Genomic DNA, 17,167 nt, shown 5'->3' on the forward strand with positions numbered 1-17,167 from the left:
CACCCACCCGGTGGTGCAGGAAACCAAGCATGCTACGCGTCCACCATACGGTCCCCAGACAACAAACCCCACCCCCGCCCCACACCACGGGGCGGACACGGGCACCGCAGCCACAACCGAACACAGATCCACGGACAACAACCGTGACCACAGCTTCCCACCCCCACCCCGGGGGACGGGACAAAGGGTTACGGCGGCCACAGCGTGGGGGAAACGCCCGGACCCATCCCGAACCCGGAAGCTAAGACCCACAGCGCCGATGGTACTGCACCCGCCAGGGTGTGGGAGAGTAGGACACCGCCGGACAACCATTCCAGGACCCCCGACCACACGGCCGGGGGTCCTGACATTTAACACAGCTAGGATCGGCACATGGATTCGCTCTTCTCCCACGCTGCGCGTCCGGAACGTGACGTGACCGCGAGTGGCGAGGCGCCGCCGTCGCGCGTCGCCCGGGTGCGCCTCCCGGCTCCCAGAGACATCGTGTACAACGCGTTCGTCGGGGACCTGCACCTCTGGTGGCCGTCCTCCTACACCGGATTCGGCGAGGGGACGCATCCGTTCATCGAGGACGGCATCGTGGGGGAGGAAGGCCCCGATGGGCAGCTGCGCTCGTGGGGCGAGGTGACGGGCGAGGAGCCTGGGTCGCTCCTCGAGTTCGCCTGGACGCTCGCGGGGCCCGCGGATGCGCCCACGCGCGTACGCGTCGAGTTCGCCGATGACGGCGACCAGACCGTCGTCGTGCTCACGCACGACGGCTGGGCTCGCGGGCGCGAAGGGCGCGCGCAGTACGAGAAGTACGCCGACTGGTCCGTCATCCTCGGCCGTTTCGCGGCGTTCTTCGGCCAGCCGGCCGATTCGGTCGAGGAGACCTAGAGGCGTTGACGATCGAAGGCCCCCGACGGGCGCTAGCGAAGTGCCCTCGGCACGGCCGTGCTCGTGCGGACGATGAACTCCGGCTCGATCGCGCGGCTCTGGGGCTTGGCGCCGTCCGACTCGAGCTCGCTGAGGAGCATGCGCGCCGCATCGGCACCCTGGCGCGCCGGCGCTTGGTCGAAGGTCGTGAGGCCGAACATCCCGCCCAGCTCGTGCCCGTCGATGCCCACGACAGAGACGTCGTAGGGGACGTGGAGGCCCAGCTGCTGTGCCGCGGTGATGGCTCCGATGGCCATCTCGTCAGAAGCGGCGAAGATGGCGCTCGGTCGCCGAGCCGGGCCGGCGAGCAGGCGCTTGGCGGCCTGATGCGCGCCCGGGATCGTGAAGTCCGTGGCGACGAGCCACTCGGGCCGCACGGGGATTCCCGCGTCGGCCATGGCGGCCTCGAAACCGAGGCGCCGGTTCGCGGGCAGGGCGAAGTCTCGCTCGAACTCGGCGGTACCGCTCAGGTGCGCGATGTCCGTGTGGCCCAGGCCGAGGAGGTGCTCGGTAGCCAGCCTGGCGACCGCAAAGTCGTCGATGTGGAGCGTTGCCGCTCCTTCGATGGGCCCGCCGAGGCCGACCACCGGCCGGCCCACGCGGAGGAGCTGGGCGACCTCCTTCGGCGAGAGCTCGAGGGAGACGGCCACGACGCCGTCGAGCCTCTGCCGCCGCAGGAAGTCTGTCAGGACGCTCTGCCGGTTCCCCGCCTGCTCTCCGGTGTTGTACAGGGTGAGGTCATAGCCGGCCTCGAGCAGGGTCTTGGAGACGCCCTCGAGGACGCTCGAGAAGAACCACCGCCTCACGGTGGGGACCATGACGCCGATGTTGCGGGTGCGGCCGGAGGCCAGGCTCGAGGCGTTGTAGGAGGGAACGAATCCGAGGGACTCGGCGGCCTCGAGGACCCGGAGCCGGCTCCGCTCCGAGACATTCCCGCGGCCGCTGAGGGCACGGGACACGGTGGCCATCGAGACGCCTGCCGATTGCGCGACGTCGCGGATGCTCACGCTCACACCGGACTCATCCCTCATGCCCCCAGCAGCCCCCTCAAGGTGTCATCCGTCCTCGCCGAGCCGGAGCCACGCGGCCTCGCCCGGTGCGAGCTCGGCGGGTGCGCCGAGGCCGGACCTGACGATGACCTCGAGCGGCGGCAGGGCCGCTGCGGTCCCGCCCGCGTTCAGCATGACCAGAATAGTGCCGTTCACGAAGGCCAGCACGCCGCCTCGGCACAGCTCGGGCGCCCAGGCGAGGCTTCCCGCGCCGAGCCCGTGCCCGCGCCGATGCGACAAGGCGCGCCGGTAGAGGCTCAGGTGGGAGTCCGGGTCGAGGGCCTGCGCGTCGCGCGAGAGCTCTGCCCAGAGGCCCGGCTGGGGGAGCCAGCTCAGACCCGCCTCGCTGAACCCGTGCGCGGGTGCGTCCACGCGCCACGGGAGGGGCACTCGGCAGCCGTCCCTGCCCACCCGCTCCCCGCCGGTGCGGTGGAACGTGGGGTCCTGGCGCTCGTGCGGGGCGATGCCCGTGTTGTCCACGAGCCCGAGCTCCTCGCCTTGGTAGAGGTAGGCGCTGCCCGGAAGGCCCAGCATGAACAGGGTCGCGGCGCGTGCGCGGGCCCGCCCGAGGGCGAGGTCCGGCTGGACGTCAGCGGGGCCGAGTCCGTCACCGACGTTGAGGCCGATGCCGGGAAGCCCGAGCCGCGAGGCATGCCGGACCACGTCATGATTCGAGAGGACCCACGTCGTCGGGGCGCCGACGGCACCGAACGCCTCGAGCGACTGGGTGACGACGGCGCGCAGCGCCTCCGCCTCGAACGGCGCCCCGAGGAACGGGAAGTTGAAGGCCTGGTGCAGCTGGTCGGGGGCGACCCACTCGGCCATCCGGTCAAGCGGGTCGACGTTGGCCTCGGCGCACAGGACGCGGTCCGGGCCGTATTCGGCGAGGATGGCCCGCCACCGGCGGTACACGTCCTTGAGCGCGGGCTGTCCGAACATCGGCGCGTGGTGCCCCGGGAACCCCGGTGACGAGCCGCCGTCGGCCCTCCCGCCCCAGTCCGGGAGCCCCGGCGCCTTGACGAGGGCGTGCGCGACGTCGACGCGGAAGCCGGCCACCCCGCGGTCGAGCCAGAAGCGCAGCACGCGCTCGAACTCGTCGCCCACGGCGGGGTTGTCCCAATTGAAGTCCGGCTGGGTCGAGTCGAACAGGTGCAGGTACCACTGGCCCGCGGTGCCGTCCGCCTCGATGACGCGCGTCCACGCGGGGCCGCCGAAGTGCGATTCCCAGTTGTTGGGCGGCAGCTCGCCGTGCTCGCCGCGCCCGTCACGGAAGATGAAGTGCCCGCGCTCGGTGCTCCCAGGCCCGGCCGCGAGGGCGGCACGGAACATTGCGTGCTCGTTCGAGCAGTGGTTGGGGACGAGGTCCACGATGATGCGCAGGCCGAGGTCGCGGGCTCGTGCGGCGAGGGCGTCGAAGTCGGCGAGCGTGCCGAAGAGCGGGTCGACGTCGCAGTAGTCGGCCACGTCGTACCCGCCGTCGCGCTGGGGCGAGACGAAGAAGGGCGAGAGCCACACCGCGTCGACCCCGAGCTCGGCGACATGGTGGAGTTCGGCCGTGATGCCCGCGAGGTCGCCGACCCCGTCGCCGGACGCGTCGCGGAACGACCGGGGGTAGATCTGGTAGATGACGGCGGAGCGCCACCAGTCCTCGTGCGGGGAGGCCTCGCTGATGCGCACGAGGGGGCCCACGGTCGCGGTCTTCCCTCGTTCTTCGGGGATGGCAGCGGGCGGCGCGGCGGGCAGGACTGGAACGGCAGTCGAAAGAGCCATGCCGGACATCCTGACACATGACACGCCATTCTGGAAGCGCTTACACCCCATGAACCTCATACAAGCAGGGTCCTGCTTTGCGCCCTGCGATCTACTGTGTAGTATCTGCAAGCGTTTCCAATTGTGAGGTGCTTCACTCTCCTGCTCTTTTCGGGAGGTTCGCCTCACCCTTTGACCCAGAAGGGACACCCATGATGGTGCGAATCACCCCGCAGGTGGCACTCAGCCGCCGGAACTTCGTCACCGGCGCGGCCGGGGCCGCCGCACTGCTCGGCCTCGCCGCGTGCGGAGCCAGCACCACGAGCTCGTCGCCGTCGACGCAGGCGAAGAAGGACCTCGCCGCCGGCGGGGCCGGCACGATCACGATGTGGCTCGACGCCGAGCGCGCGCCCGCGCTGAAGGACGTCGCCGAGAAGTTCAAGGCGGACACGGGGATCGAGGTCAAGCTCGTCGTGAAGGACTTCGCCGCGGTCCGCGACGACTTCATCACGCAGGTCCCCACAGGCAAGGGCCCCGACCTGATCGTCGGCCCGCACGACTGGCTGGGCAAGTTCGTCCAGAACGGCGTCATCTCCCCGGTCGAGCTCGGCGACAAGAAGTCCGGATTCCAGGACGCTGCCGTCCGCGCCATGACCTACAACGGCTCCATCTACGGTGTCCCCTACGCGATCGAGAACATCGGCCTGATCCGCAACACGGCCCTTGTCGACTCCGCCGCCACCACGTTCGACGAGGTCCTCAAGAAGGGCGCCGACACGGTCGCGGCCGGCAAGGCCAAGTACGCGTTCCTCGTCGGCCTCGATCCCAAGCAGGGCGACCCGTACCACCTCTACCCGCTCCAGACGTCGATGGGCGTCCAGGTGTTCGGCCTCGATTCCAAGGGCGAGTACGACCCCAAGCAGCTCACGCTCGGCGGCCCCGGCGGCGCAGAGTTCGCCGCCAAGCTCAAGGAGTGGGGCGACACCGGCTCGAAGGTCCTCAACTCCAACATCACGGGCGACATCGCCAAGGAGAAGTTCCTTGCCGGCGAGAGCCCCTACTACCTCACCGGCCCGTGGAACGTGCCGGACATGCAGAAGAAGGGCCTCAAGATCGCGGTCGATCCGCTGCCCAAGGCCGGCGACAAGGATGCCCAGCCGTTCCTCGGCGTCAACGGCTTCTTCATCTCCGCGAAGAGCGCCAACGCCCTCGCGACCAACGAGTTCGTGGTCAACTACCTCACCACCGAGGCGGTCCAGGACTCCATGTTCAAGGCCGGAGGCCGCCCGCCGGCCCTCAAGGCCTCGTTCGAGAAGGCGTCCAGCGACCCGATCGTCAAGGCGTTCGGCGAGATCGGCACCAAGGGCGTCCCGATGCCCGCCATCCCGGCCATGGACGCCGTCTGGGCGGACTGGGGCGCCACCGAGCTGAACCTCATCAAGGGCCTGGGCGGCGACCCCGCCGCGCAGTGGGCCACGATGGCCGCGACCATCAAGGGCAAGATCGGCGCCTAGGCGGCTGAGCCGACCACCGACGGCGGCGCGCACCCGCGCCAGGGGCGCGCGCCGCCGTCGTGCGTTCCCACCGCAGCCCAGGCACGACAACCGAAGGAATCCCCATGCCCCGAGCAGATCAGCTCACCGCCCCGGCGCACGACGACGCCGTCCCCGCCTCCCTGCCCCCCGCACCGCAGCGCGGTGCACCGCAGCGGGCCCGCCGCGGCCCGGACTCGTGGAAGGGCGCCCTGGCCAAGATCGTGCTGCTGGGCCTCGTGGATGCCCTCGCGGTGTACATCTGCATCGCCCTGTTCCTCTCCCACTCGTGGGCGGTGTTCGGGATCGCGGCGGCGGTGACGCTGCTCATCAACTGGACCTACCTCCGCCCGGGCGGCCTCCCGGCGAAGTACCTCGCGCCGGGCGTGCTGTTCCTCGCGGTCTTCCAGGTGTTCGTGGTCGTGTTCTCCGGCTACATCGCGTTCACCAACTACGGCGACGGGCACAACAGCACCAAGGAGGACGCGGTCGCCTCGATCCTGACCTCCTCGCAGAAGCGCGTGCCGGACTCGCCCGCGTACCGCACGTCGGTCGTGACCAAGGACGGCGCCTACTACCTCCTCGTGACTGACCCGAGCGGCACCGCCGAGATCGGCGGGACCGGGAAGAAGCTCGAGCCCGCCCCCGGGGCCGTCAAGGACTCGACCGGCAAGGCCAAGTCCCTCGACGGGTACCAGACCCTCGCGCTCGCCGACCTCGTGGCCCACCAGCAGGACGTCCTGGGGCTCGTGGTGCCGGTCTCGGACAACCCGGGCGACGGCACGCTGCGCACGCAGGACGGCTCGAACGCGTACATCTTCCGCTCGTCCATGGTCTACGACCGCGCCGCGGACACGCTCACGGACAACGACACGGGGACGGTGTACCGAGACTCCGGCCAGGGCGACTTCGTCTCACCGTCCGGCGAGAAGCTCGCGACGGGTTGGAAGATCGACGTCGGCTTCAAGAACTTCGTCACGGCGTTCACCGATCCGGGGCTGCGCGGCCCGCTGCTCGCCGTGACCGCGTGGACGTTCACGTTCGCGATCGCCTCGGTGCTGCTGACGTTCGCGCTCGGACTGTTCCTCGCGATCACGTTCAACCGCGCCGACCTCAAGGGCAGACGTGTCTACCGGATCATCATGATCCTGCCCTACGCGTTCCCGGCGTTCCTCTCGGGCCTCGTGTGGGCTGGCCTGCTCAACCCCGAGTTCGGGTTCATCAACAACGCGCTCCTCGGCGGTGCTCACATCGGCTGGCTCACCGACCCCGTCCTGGCGAAGGTCTCCGTGCTCGTGGTCAACCTGTGGCTCGGCTTCCCGTACATGTTCCTCGTGTGCACGGGCGCGCTCCAGTCGCTTCCCGAGGACGTGGACGAGGCCGCCCGGATGGATGGCGCGAGCCCGTGGCGGATCTTCCGCTCGATCAAGCTCCCGCTCCTGCTCGTCTCGACCGCACCCCTGCTGATCTCCTCGTTCGCGTTCAACTTCAACAACTTCAACGTGATCTACATGCTCACCAACGGTGGCCCGCGCTTCGCGGACACGACCCGGGACATCGGCGCCACGGACATCCTCATCACGCTCGTCTACAAGAGCGCGTTCGGCGTGGGCACCGGACGCGACTACGGCCTCGCGAGCGCCCTCGCGATCATCATCTTCATCATCCGTCGCGACCGTCTCGGCGATCAGCTTCAAGCAGACCAAGGCCCTCGAGGACGTGAACTGACATGAGCATCCAGACCAGCGAGAACGGCCGGACCCTCCGGACCGCTGACGGTACGTCACGCACGACGCCGCCGGCCCCCGCCCGCGGCAGGCTCCCCTTCGGGCGGTGGCTGAGGGAGAAGGGCTGGCGGCACGCCGTCGGCGTGGCCGTGAGCCTGTTCGCGGTGTTCCCGCTCCTGTATGTCCTCTCGGCCGCGTTCAACCCCTCGGGGACCCTCGCCGGGGCCGCGTCGCTGTTCGCGAACGTCTCCCTGGACAACTTCATCAAGCTGTTCGGCAACGACCAGCGGCCGTTCGGCATGTGGTTCGTCAACACGCTCTACGTGGGAGTCGTGACCTCCTCCGCCGCGAGCGTGCTCCTTGGGGCCCTGGCCGCGTACGCGTTCTCCCGCATGCGCTTCACCGGCCGGCGCGTGGGACTGCTCAGCCTGCTCCTGCTGCAGATGTTCCCCCAGCTGCTCGCCGTCGTCGCGATCTTCCTGCTCCTGAACGGGATCGGCGAGGTCATCCCGGCCCTCGGGCTGGGCAGCCAGCTCGGCCTCATCATGGTGTACCTCGGCGGTGCGCTCGGCGTGAACACGTACCTCATGTACGGGTTCTTCAACACCGTTCCCGTCTCCCTTGACGAGGCCGCGAAGATCGACGGTGCGAGCCACGTGCAGATCTTCTTCGGCATCATCCTGCGTCTCGTCACCCCGATCCTCGCCGTCGTCGGGCTCCTGACGTTCATCGGCATCTCGAGCGAGTTCGTCATCGCGTCCGTGGTCCTCACCGATCCGAACACGCAGACGCTCGCCGTGGGCCTGTACTCGTTCGTCGCGAACCAGCGCACTGAAGACTGGGGCGTCTTCGCCGCCGGCGCCGTGCTCGCCGCGCTGCCCGTCATGGCCCTGTTCCTGTTCCTCCAGCGGTACATCGTCTCCGGGCTCGTGGCAGGCTCGGTCAAGGGATGATCCCCGCCACCACGGTCCCGGGGCTCGAGGCGCACCACGACGGGTCGCCCCTGTACGTCCATGGCGGGCACGACGGGTCCGGGCACCTCGGCCTCGGGGACGAGGCCCGGGTGCGGGTGCGCACGCGGGAGGGCAGCGGCGTCGTGCGCGTGTGGGTACGCACGGTCGAGGACGCCGAGCCGCGCTTCGCCCCCGCGCGGCACCTGGGCGCGGCTGCCGGCTGGGACTGGTGGGAGGGGCGCGTGCGCGTGCACAACCCCGTGGCCCGGTACCGCTTCCTGCTCGAGCGGGAGCACGACGGCGCGGGCTCGCCGCCCGCGTGGCTCAACGCCGCAGGCATGTGGGGCCACGACGTCCCGGATGTGGCCGACTTCCGCCTGACCGCCGCTGCCCCCGGGCCGGGTTGGGCCGCTGGCGCGGTCACGTACCAGGTCTTCCCGGACAGGTTCGCGCGTTCGACGGAGCGCGCGCTGGCCGAGTCCGCGGCAGCGGAGGGCGCGTCCGGGTGGGCCGCACCCGACTGGGCCGTGCCCGCGATGTGGGGCGACGCCGTCGTGCACGAGGGCCCTGACACACCGCGGCAGCTGTTCGGCGGCGATCTCGACGGGATCCGCGAACACCTCGACCACCTCGAGGAGCTCGGCGTCGAGGTCCTCTACCTCACGCCGATCTTCCCGGCGCGGTCCAACCACCGCTACGACGCCTCGACGTTCCGCCATGTCGACCCGATCCTTGGCGGGGACTCCGCGCTCGTGCGCCTCGTCACGGCGTGCCACGCCCGCGGCATCCGCGTCATCGGTGACCTCACCGCAAACCACACCGGCGACGCCCACGAGTGGTTCCAGCGGGCGGCCGCTTCTCGCGCCCGCGCCGACGGCACAGGTGCTGGTGCGACGTCGTCCGCCGCCGAGCGCGACTACTACTACTTCGGCCCCGACGGCACGTACGAGGCCTGGTGGGGGGTGCCGAGCCTGCCCAAGCTCGACTGGGCCTCGCTGGCCCTCCGCGGCGAGTTCCTCGAGGGCCCCGGCTCGGTCGTGGCGCAGTGGCTCCGTGAGCCGTACCGGCTCGACGGCTGGCGCCTCGACGTGGGCAACATGACCGGGCGCCTCGGCGCGGTGGACCACCATACGGACGTGTTCCGCGTGCTGCGGGCCACCGCGCTCGCGGCCAGGCCGGATGCGCTGCTGATCGCGGAGTCCACGAACGATGCCTCGGCGGACTTCCAGGGGGATACGTTCCACGGCTCCATGAGCTACGCCTCGCTCACCCGGCCGCTCTGGGGCTGGCTCGCGGACGGTATTGCGGTGAACTACTTCGGTGCCCCGTCCGGCCGACCTCCACGGATCCCGGCCGAGGGCTTCCTCGCCCAGTACCGCGCGTTCTCCGCGGCCTATCCCTGGGACGTCCGGCTGCGCTCGCTCAGCGCGATCGACACCCACGACACCGCCCGCGCGGCGACCGCGATGGTCCCGGGCGGCCAGCAGGTCGCCGCCGTGCTCGCGTTCACGCTGCCCGGCATGCCGATGGTCTTCGCCGGCGACGAGTTCGGGCTCGAAGGGGTCAACGGTGAGGACTCCCGGACTCCGATGCCGTGGGACGCGCCCGAACGGGTGGTCGCCGACCTGCGCGGCCTGTACTCGCGGCTCGGGCGCTTGCGGGACGAGCCCACACTGCGGATCGGGTCGCTGCGCTGGCTGTGGGCCCGGGGCGATCTCCTCGTATTCGTGCGCGAGCTGCCGGAGGCGACGTTCCTCGTGGCCGCCGCGCGGGCCGCGACCGCCGTCGCACTTCCTGCCGGCGTGCTGCCCGAGGGGTGGCCGGGCGCGGAGCCCGCGCTCGCCGTCGGACGCCTCGTGCTGGAACCCGCTGATGCGCGCCCTCGCCCGGATGCGCAAGGCGCCGCCGCGCACGACGGCGCGGCCCGTCTCGCCGCCGAGGGGCCGGCCGCCGTCGTGTGGCGCCTCGCAGGGCCCGGGCTGCCCGCCGAGGGTTGAGCGGCGCGCGAGCAGGCGGGAGGATGCTGCCCATGAGCGCATTCGAGGGGTTCCCGGCAGAGGGGACCGAGTTCTACGCGGGGCTCGAGGAGAACAACACCAAAGAGTGGTGGACCGAGCACAAGGACGTGTACGAGCGGGCCGTGCGCGGCCCCATGACGGCACTGCTCGACGAGCTGTCCACGGAGTTCGGCGAGGCCAAGGCGTTCCGCCCGTACCGCGACGTGCGCTTCAGCAAGGACAAGTCGCCGTACAAGACCCACCAGGGCGGCTTCGCTCAGACCACCGAGGGGACCGGCTACTACCTGCACCTCGACGCCGACGGGCTCACCGTGGGCGGGGGCTACCACTCGCCCGCGCCGGCCCAGATCGCGAGGTTCCGCGCCGCCGTCGACGCCCCGGCTTCAGGGGGCGAGCTCCAGCAGATCGTCGACGCGCTGCGCGCCGACGGCTACGCGATCAACGGCGAGCGGCTCAAGACGGTTCCGCGCGAGTACGCCAAGGACCACCCTCGCGGCGAGCTGCTCAAGCACAAGTCGCTCACCGCGGGCAAGGCGTTCGGGACCCCGGAATGGCTCGGCACGCCGGAGGCGCTCGAGCGCGTGCGGGCCAGCTGGACCGAGCTGAGGCCGCTCGTGGAGTGGCTCACGGAGCACCTCGGTTAGTCGAGCTCCTCCAGGGCCCGGTGGCGGGCCTCCTCGCTCTCGATGACCTTGAGCATCTGCGTGTCCGGGTTCAGCATGATGGCTGCCTCGTCGCGGCGGTGCCGCAGCACGTTGTCGATGTAGGACTGCACCGTCTCGGCGAGCGGGATGTACCGCTCGAGCCGCTCCGACATGTACCAGCGGTGCTCGAGGACCTGGTGCACCACCTCGGCGGGCTCGAGCTTGCCGGAGAGCTCCCGGGGAATCGCCTTGACGATGGGCTCGAACACCTGGCTGACCCACGCGTGCGCGCTGATCTCCTCGTCCTGGCCGGCGTAGTTCTCTGCCCGGAACGTGTCCATGTCGTTCAGGAGCCTGCGCGCCTGGTTCTCCTGGGCGTCGATGCCCGTGAGCCGGATCAGCCGGCGCTGGTGGTGGCCGGCGTCGACCACCTTGGGCTGGAGCTGGATCGTGGCGCCGTCCGGCGTCGTCTTGATCACGTACTCCTCGACGTCGAAGCCGAGCTCGTTGAGCCGCCGGATCCGGGCGGCCACCCGCCACCGCTCGCCCAGCTCGAACGATTCCTTCTCCGTCAGCTCCGCCCACAGGTTGCGGTACGAGTCCATGATCCGCTCGCTCGTGGCTACTGGGTCCACGACCTCGTCGATGAGCCCGCCCTCGAGGAGGTCCATCATCTCGCCCGCGATGTTCACCCGGGCGATCTCGAGATCGTACTCGCGCTGGCCGGTCGAGAGGTCCGGGTACAGCTCGCCCGTCTCGGCGTCGACGAGGTAGGCGGCGAATGCGCCGGCGTCGCGCCGGAACAGCGTGTTGGAGAGGGAAACGTCGCCCCAGTAGAAGCCCACGAGGTGCAGCTGGACCAGCAGCAGGGCCTGGGCATCGATGAGGCGCGTGAGCGTGTCCCGGCGCAGCTTCTGCGAGAACAGGGCACGGTAGGGGAGCGAGAACTTGAGGTGCCGCGTCACGAGCGCCGTGTCGAGCGGCCGACCGTCAGGGGTGTGGCGGTCGCGGATGACGGCGACTGGCTCAACGCACGGGACATCGAGCCGCTGGAGCTTGCGCAGCATGTGGTACTCGTGTCGGGCCACGTGTTCGCTCGTCTCCTTGACGGCGATGACCGAGCCGCCGAGCTTCGCGAAGCGCACGATGTGCCGCGAGATGCCGCGGGGGAGCGCCGCGAGGTACTCCTCGGGCCAGTCCTCGAGCGCCACGTGCCACGGAAGGTCCAGGAGCTCCGGGTCGGCCACGGCCGCGGTGATGTTCAGCGACCCCAGTGCTGCGGCCGGCTCGGGCGCGGGTCCGCTCCGTGCCAGCTTTCCCACCTCGTCGTAGTCCGTTGGCTCGTCCTGCCACGTGGCGCTCTGGTCAGTCATGGGTACATTCTCCTGCGTCTTGCTGGGTTGACCAGAAACACGGCGTGCCCGCCGGGAGGACCCGGCGGGCACGTCATTGTGATGGGTTGCTGGCGGTCGGCTCCGGTCAGTCGCCGAGGCGCTCGCCGGTCTTCGTGTCGAAGAGGTGCACGTGGCCCTGCTGCGGGCGGACCCACACCTTGTCGCCCTTCATCGGGGGGCGGCGGCCGTCGACGCGGGCCACGATGTCGTGGTCCTGGCCGTCGAGCGTGGTGTGGCCGTACACGTAGGCGTCGGCGCCGAGCTCCTCGACCACGTCCACCTCGACCTCGAGGCCCTCGCCCTGCGGCGCGGACTCGAGGTCCTCGGGGCGGACGCCGAGGGTGACGGTGGAGCCGGTGGCCCCGGCGAGGACGTCGCGGGCCACGGGGTAGACGATGCCGCCGAACTTCACGCCTCCGTCCGCCTCCGGGAGCTCGAGAAGGTTCATGGCGGGCGAGCCGATGAAGCCGGCCACGAACACGTTCTCCGGCCGGTCGTAGAGGTTGCGCGGGGTATCCACCTGCTGGAGGAGGCCGTCCTTAAGCACCGCCACGCGGTCTCCCATGGTCATGGCCTCGATCTGGTCGTGGGTGACGTAGACCGTCGTGACGCCGAGGCGGCGGGTGAGGGACGCGATCTGGGTGCGGGTCTGGACGCGGAGCTTCGCATCGAGGTTGGAGAGCGGCTCGTCCATGAGGAAGACCTGCGGGTTTCGGACGATCGCGCGGCCCATGGCGACACGCTGGCGCTGGCCGCCGGAGAGGGCCTTCGGCTTGCGGTCCAGGTACGGCTCGAGGTCCAGGAGCTTCGCGGCCTCCCTGACGCGCTGGGCGCGCTCTTCCTTGGAGACGCCGGCGATCTTGAGCGCGAAGCCCATGTTGTCCGCGACCGTCATGTGCGGGTACAGGGCGTAGTTCTGGAAGACCATCGCGATGTCGCGGTCCTTCGGCGGGACGTCCGTGACGTCGCGGTCGCCGATGAGAATGCGGCCCGAGTTCACGTCCTCGAGGCCGGCGAGCATGCGGAGGGAGGTTGACTTGCCACAGCCCGAGGGGCCAACCAGGACGAGGAACTCGCCGTCCGCGATGTCGATGTTGAGCTTGTCGACGGCGGGCTTGTCCGTGCCCGGGTAAAGGCGCGTCGCATTGTCGAACGTAACTGTAGCCACAGTCATATCCCTTCACCGGCAGGTACGTGCCGGACGATCCGTAGTGAATGGTTCTTGTTGTTCAGTTGTGTGTGCCACGCTGGCCGCCGGTTGGGCGGCGCCGCCATTGTGGCACAGCATGAGAACCGGGGGCAGCGCCCTCGCTCACAGATCGAGTATGGCATAGATCACATGGCCAAGGACAATGTGACGTCCATCATGTGGATAAAGATCCCCTGTGTGGGTGCTGGGACCCGATGTGGAACTGCCTAGGGAGTGCGCTGCGCAGGAAGCTCCGAGCGGAGCTGCGCCAGCAGCGCGACGACGTCCGCGACGTCCTCGGGCCGCTCGACCCTGAACGATGCCGCCGTGTCTCCCGGGCCGACCTTGAGCCCGAGATCGCCGGCCTCGAGGGCGAGGAAGCCGTCCTCGTCGGTGACGTCGTCCCCGGCGAAGAACACCGCATCCGCCTCGGTGACCTGGCGGAGGAACGCGAGGCCCTCGCCCTTGGTTGCGTGCACTACGGAGCCCTCGAGGACCTCCTTGCCCTCCTTGAGGAAGATGTCGCGCCGGGACGCGAGCTGCTGCTTCGCAGCGCCGACGGCGGTCGCAGCGTCCTCCCTGTCCGCCTGGCGTGTATGCAGGACGCGGCCGGCGGGCTTCTCCTCGACCCACGTGCCCGGAGCCTGTGAGGAGATCTCGGTGAACACCCGGTGGAGGTCCGCGAGGGCGTCCCGCTGGTCTGGGTCGAGGGTCACGGGGTGCTCCTCGCCGCCCAGCCGTACCTCCGCGCCGTGGCTGCCGATCAGCTGCGTGCGCGGGTCTGGGCTTGCCACCGCCACGAGGCTCGCGAGGGCGCGGCCGGACACGTAGGCGGTCCACGTCCGGGGCAGGCCCGCGAGGCGTGCCACAGCGTCCGCGGTCTCCGGAAGCGGGCGCGCGTCCTCGGCTCGGGCCACGATCGGGGCCACGACGCCGTCGAAGTCGAGCGCTACGAGGAGCTTCTCGGCAGCGGCAAGGCGTTGGAGCGCGCCGCGGAGGGAGTCGTCGATGCTCACGGGCAGACCTCTTCGAGCCGGGCGAGGAAGGAGGAGGACCATTCCTCGACGTTGTGGACAAGGATCTGGCGGCGCATGGCCTTCATGCGGCGCGTTGCGACGCCGTGCGGCAGGGTGATCGCCGTGGTGATGGCGTCCTTGACCCCCGCGATGTCATGCGGATTGATCAGCAGCGCCTGCTTGAGCTGGTCCGCGGCGCCGGCGAACTCCGAGAGGACCAGTGCGCCCGTGCCGTCGCGGCGCGCGGCCACGTACTCCTTCGCCACGAGGTTCATGCCGTCCCGCAGTGCCGTGACGAGCATGACGTCCGCCGCAAGGTATAGCGCCACCATCTCCTCCACCGGGTAGGCGTGGTGGAGGTAGCGGACGGCCGTATGCTGCATCGTGTCGAACGTTCCGTTGATGCGGCCCACCGTGCCCTCGATCTCCTCGCGGAGGATCCGGTACTGCTCGACCCGCTCGCGGCTCGGCGAGGCGACCTGGATGAGCGTCACGTCGCCGACCTTGACCCGGCCATCGCTGAGGAGTTCCTCGAACGCCTTGAGGCGGTGGCGGATGCCCTTCGTGTAGTCGAGCCTGTCGACGCCGAGCATGATCGTGGTGGGGTCGCCGAGGTCCTGGCGGATCTGCTTCGCGCGCTCGATGATGTCCGGACGCGAGGCGAGCTCGGAGATGCGGGCCGTGTCGATCGAGATCGGGAACGCCTCGGCGCGGACCTCGCGCGCCCGAGGCGAGCCGCCGCCGTCGTGTGTCCCCTCCGTCACCGTGAGGTGCGTGCCCTTGCCGCTGGCCCGGGTGTAGCGGCGGGCGGCGCGGGAGAAGTTCGCGGCGTCGTTGGGGCGCTGGAACCCGAGGAGGTCCGCGCCGAGGAGGCCCTCGAGGACCTGCCGCCGCCAGGGCAGCTGCGCGAAGATCTCCTGCGGCGGGAACGGGATGTGGTTGAAGAAGCCGATCTTCAGGTCGGGCCGCGCAGCGCGGAGCATGGCCGGCACGAGTTGGAGCTGGTAGTCCTGCACCCACACCGTGGCGCCCTCGGCGGCGTGCCCGGCCGCGGCGTCCGCGAAGCGCTGGTTGACCCGCTGGTACGCATCCCACCAGGCGCGGTGGAACTCCGGCGGCGCGATCACGTCGTGGTACAGCGGCCAGAGGGTCGCGTTGGAGAAGCCCTCGTAGTAGTTCTCGACCTCCGCCGCCGAGAGGGGCACCGGCAGGATCGAGATGCCCCCGTGCTCGAAGGGCTCGACCGCCTCGTCCGGGGCGCCGTGCCAGCCGACCCACGCGCCGTCGGAATTCTCCATGACCGGGGCGAGCGCGGTCACGAGCCCGCCGGGGGAGCGGCGCCAGCCCGAGTCCTCGCCCTCGCCGACCCGGTCCACAGGCAGGCGGTTGGAGACGACGAGGAAGTCGTACAGCGGCTGCGCCTGGTCCTTGCCCTTGGTCTTTGTGGTCCTCTGGGTCACCTTCAGGTCCTTCCGCTCCGGGTTGCCTCCACCCTACCGGGGCACCCACCGTGAGGAGCCGCATCTCACACTCGGGCCACGGAACTACGGCGCGGGGCGGATCGTTTCGCACTGAGGAAGCCCCGGCGGGGGTGGAGCCTGCCGTGGGCGTGACACAGGGTGGACGCCGGCGGCTGCACTACACTTGGCCCGTCGCCGTCACCTGTGCGCCCCGGGCGCACCGCGAACCGATCACGAGGAACGATGAGCCCCGCCAACCAGCCACGACCCACCAAGGCAGAGCGCACCGCCGCCGCCCGCGAGAAGGCCCGCCAGATCCGCGAGGAACAGCAGAAGCGGGAGCGGCGCAACAAGCTGCTCCTCCGCTGGGGCGTCGTGGTGGCGCTCGTGGCAGTGATCGCCGTCGTGGCGCTCGTGGTCACCACGTCCATGCGGCAGAACGCGCCGATCGGGGACACCGGGCCGCGCGCAGCGAACACGAACCAGTACGGCGGCGTCACGCTCGGCAAGGGCACCGCGGTCACGACGGTCCCCGCCGGAACCGTGAATGTGGCAGATGTCCCCACGCCCTCCTCGCAGCCGACCGCCAGTGGGGCCGCGACCGCGCCCGGCGTGGAGCCGTCCGCGAAGGGCGAGCCGGTCAAGGTGGTCGTGTACGTCGACTTCATCTGCCCGATCTGCAAGCAGTTCGAGGACACGTACGGCTCGACCCTGACCCAGGACCGCAACGACGGGAAGATCACGGTCGAGTACCGCCCGCTCGGCTTCCTCGATCGGAACTCGACCACCAACTACTCCTCGCGCGCGGCCAACGCCGCCGCCGCGGTGGCGAACTCCTACCCCGACAAGTACGCGGACTTCTTCAACGCCCTGTACGCCCAGCAGCCCGCCGAGGGCAGCGCCGGCCTGTCAGACCAGCAGCTCAAGGACATCGCCAAGGGTCTCGGCGCCGACATCAGCCAGGCCGTGGACGACAAGACCTACCGGCCCCAGGTCAAGTACGACACCCAGCTCGCCGCCGCCTCGGGCGTGACCGGCACGCCGACGGTGTTCGTGGACGGCAAGCAGTGGGGCGTGGGCGACTCCGCGAAGACACCGTTCGACCAGTTCCTCGCGGCGGCGATCACCGCGAAGGGCTGACGCTGCCCGACGCACGACGGCGGCCCGGTCCCCTTGAGGGGGCCGGGCCGCCGTTGCTTGTCCCACCACTGCGCTCCGTCCTCCCGCGACTGCGCGCCGCCCTCCCGCGAAATGGTGGGTTGAGCAGGGTCACGCGGCCCCGCACCCTGCTCAACCCACCATTTGCGTGGGAGAGGCCACGGTTTCGGACCCGCCCGCGGACCCGGTACGCTGGTACGTGCGCCGATGGGCGCCACGCCCCCTTAGCTCAGTTGGCCAGAGCATCTGTCTTGTAAACAGAGGGTCGCCGGTTCGAATCCGGCAGGGGGCTCCACGAAGAAGCGCGTGATCACGCGTTTTTCGCGCCCCCCGACGCTCTCCGCCAATCCTGCCTTGTGATCA

General features: G+C 70.1%; 12 protein-coding genes, 1 tRNA gene, 1 rRNA gene and 1 pseudogene. 9 read left to right on the plus strand and 6 right to left on the minus strand.

The genetic code is table 11. The features are described from left to right. The first annotated feature begins 189 nt into the window (after window positions 1-189). Window positions 190-306, plus strand: a 5S ribosomal RNA gene (rrf, locus tag SCMU_RS04025). Between the two features lie 66 nt (window positions 307-372). Next, window positions 373-876 carry an SRPBCC domain-containing protein gene (locus tag SCMU_RS04030; RefSeq protein WP_189694316.1) on the plus strand — a complete coding sequence of 168 codons (504 nt, stop codon included), beginning with the start codon at window positions 373-375 and terminating at the stop codon, window positions 874-876. Window positions 877-908: 32 nt separating this feature from the next. Here SCMU_RS04030 and SCMU_RS04035 read toward each other — a convergent pair whose 3' ends face one another. Both SCMU_RS04035 and SCMU_RS04040 read right to left on the minus strand, forming a co-directional pair. Next, on the minus strand, window positions 909-1,928 hold the full coding sequence (locus tag SCMU_RS04035; RefSeq protein WP_229231737.1) for a LacI family DNA-binding transcriptional regulator: 1,020 nt from the start codon (window positions 1,926-1,928) through the stop codon (window positions 909-911). Window positions 1,929-1,970: 42 nt separating this feature from the next. Further along, window positions 1,971-3,734, minus strand: coding sequence for a glycoside hydrolase family 13 protein (locus tag SCMU_RS04040; RefSeq protein WP_189694314.1), 1,764 nt, complete (start codon window positions 3,732-3,734; stop codon window positions 1,971-1,973). A 191-nt stretch (window positions 3,735-3,925) separates the two neighbouring features. On the opposite strand from SCMU_RS04040, the gene SCMU_RS04045 reads away from it, so the two are divergent. The 5 genes and pseudogenes from SCMU_RS04045 (at window position 3,926) to SCMU_RS04065 (ending at window position 10,587) form a co-directional block, all read left to right on the plus strand. Beyond that, a complete protein-coding gene (locus SCMU_RS04045) occupies window positions 3,926-5,227 on the plus strand; it encodes a sugar ABC transporter substrate-binding protein (RefSeq protein WP_229231738.1) in 1,302 nt (433 codons plus the stop codon). Between the two features lie 104 nt (window positions 5,228-5,331). Further along, window positions 5,332-6,973 (plus strand): annotated as a pseudogene (locus SCMU_RS04050) (ABC transporter permease subunit). A gap of 1 nt (window position 6,974) precedes the next feature. Continuing rightward, window positions 6,975-7,925, plus strand: coding sequence for a sugar ABC transporter permease (locus SCMU_RS04055; protein ID WP_229231741.1), 951 nt, complete (start codon window positions 6,975-6,977; stop codon window positions 7,923-7,925). Continuing rightward, window positions 7,922-9,922 carry a glycoside hydrolase family 13 protein gene (locus SCMU_RS04060; RefSeq protein WP_229231742.1) on the plus strand — a complete coding sequence of 667 codons (2,001 nt, stop codon included), beginning with the start codon at window positions 7,922-7,924 and terminating at the stop codon, window positions 9,920-9,922. The genes SCMU_RS04055 and SCMU_RS04060 overlap by 4 nt, the downstream gene beginning before the upstream one ends. Before the next feature lie 32 nt (window positions 9,923-9,954). Then, window positions 9,955-10,587: a DUF2461 domain-containing protein gene (locus SCMU_RS04065; RefSeq protein ID WP_229231744.1), complete on the plus strand. Its 633-nt coding sequence runs from the start codon at window positions 9,955-9,957 to the stop codon at window positions 10,585-10,587. Here SCMU_RS04065 and SCMU_RS04070 read toward each other — a convergent pair. The 4 genes from SCMU_RS04070 to SCMU_RS04085 all read right to left on the minus strand — a co-directional run bounded on the left by SCMU_RS04070 (window position 10,584) and on the right by SCMU_RS04085 (window position 15,646). Then, the gene (locus SCMU_RS04070; protein WP_229231746.1) at window positions 10,584-11,960 is read right to left on the minus strand and encodes a DUF4032 domain-containing protein; all 1,377 of its coding nucleotides are present in this window, start codon (window positions 11,958-11,960) and stop codon (window positions 10,584-10,586) included. The two genes, SCMU_RS04065 and SCMU_RS04070, sit on opposite strands and share 4 nt — an antisense overlap. A 106-nt stretch (window positions 11,961-12,066) precedes the next feature. Next, complete coding sequence (locus SCMU_RS04075) at window positions 12,067-13,149, minus strand: ABC transporter ATP-binding protein (protein ID WP_229231748.1); 1,083 nt, start codon at window positions 13,147-13,149, stop codon at window positions 12,067-12,069. 248 nt (window positions 13,150-13,397) lie between these two features. Then, window positions 13,398-14,186, minus strand: a complete 789-nt coding sequence (otsB, locus tag SCMU_RS04080; protein ID WP_229231749.1) for a trehalose-phosphatase — start codon at window positions 14,184-14,186, stop codon at window positions 13,398-13,400. Then, complete coding sequence (locus tag SCMU_RS04085) at window positions 14,183-15,646, minus strand: alpha,alpha-trehalose-phosphate synthase (UDP-forming) (protein ID WP_229231750.1); 1,464 nt, start codon at window positions 15,644-15,646, stop codon at window positions 14,183-14,185. The genes otsB and SCMU_RS04085 overlap by 4 nt, the downstream gene beginning before the upstream one ends. 243 nt (window positions 15,647-15,889) lie before the next feature. Here SCMU_RS04085 and SCMU_RS04090 point away from each other — a divergent pair, with 243 nt between their 5' ends. Next, window positions 15,890-16,786 carry a DsbA family protein gene (locus SCMU_RS04090; protein WP_229231751.1) on the plus strand — a complete coding sequence of 299 codons (897 nt, stop codon included), beginning with the start codon at window positions 15,890-15,892 and terminating at the stop codon, window positions 16,784-16,786. Window positions 16,787-17,022: 236 nt separating this feature from the next. After that, a tRNA-Thr gene (locus tag SCMU_RS04095) sits at window positions 17,023-17,099 on the plus strand. Window positions 17,100-17,167: the final 68 nt, after the last annotated feature.

Source organism: Sinomonas cyclohexanicum, assembly GCF_020886775.1.
GTDB lineage: Bacteria > Actinomycetota > Actinomycetes > Actinomycetales > Micrococcaceae > Sinomonas > Sinomonas cyclohexanicum.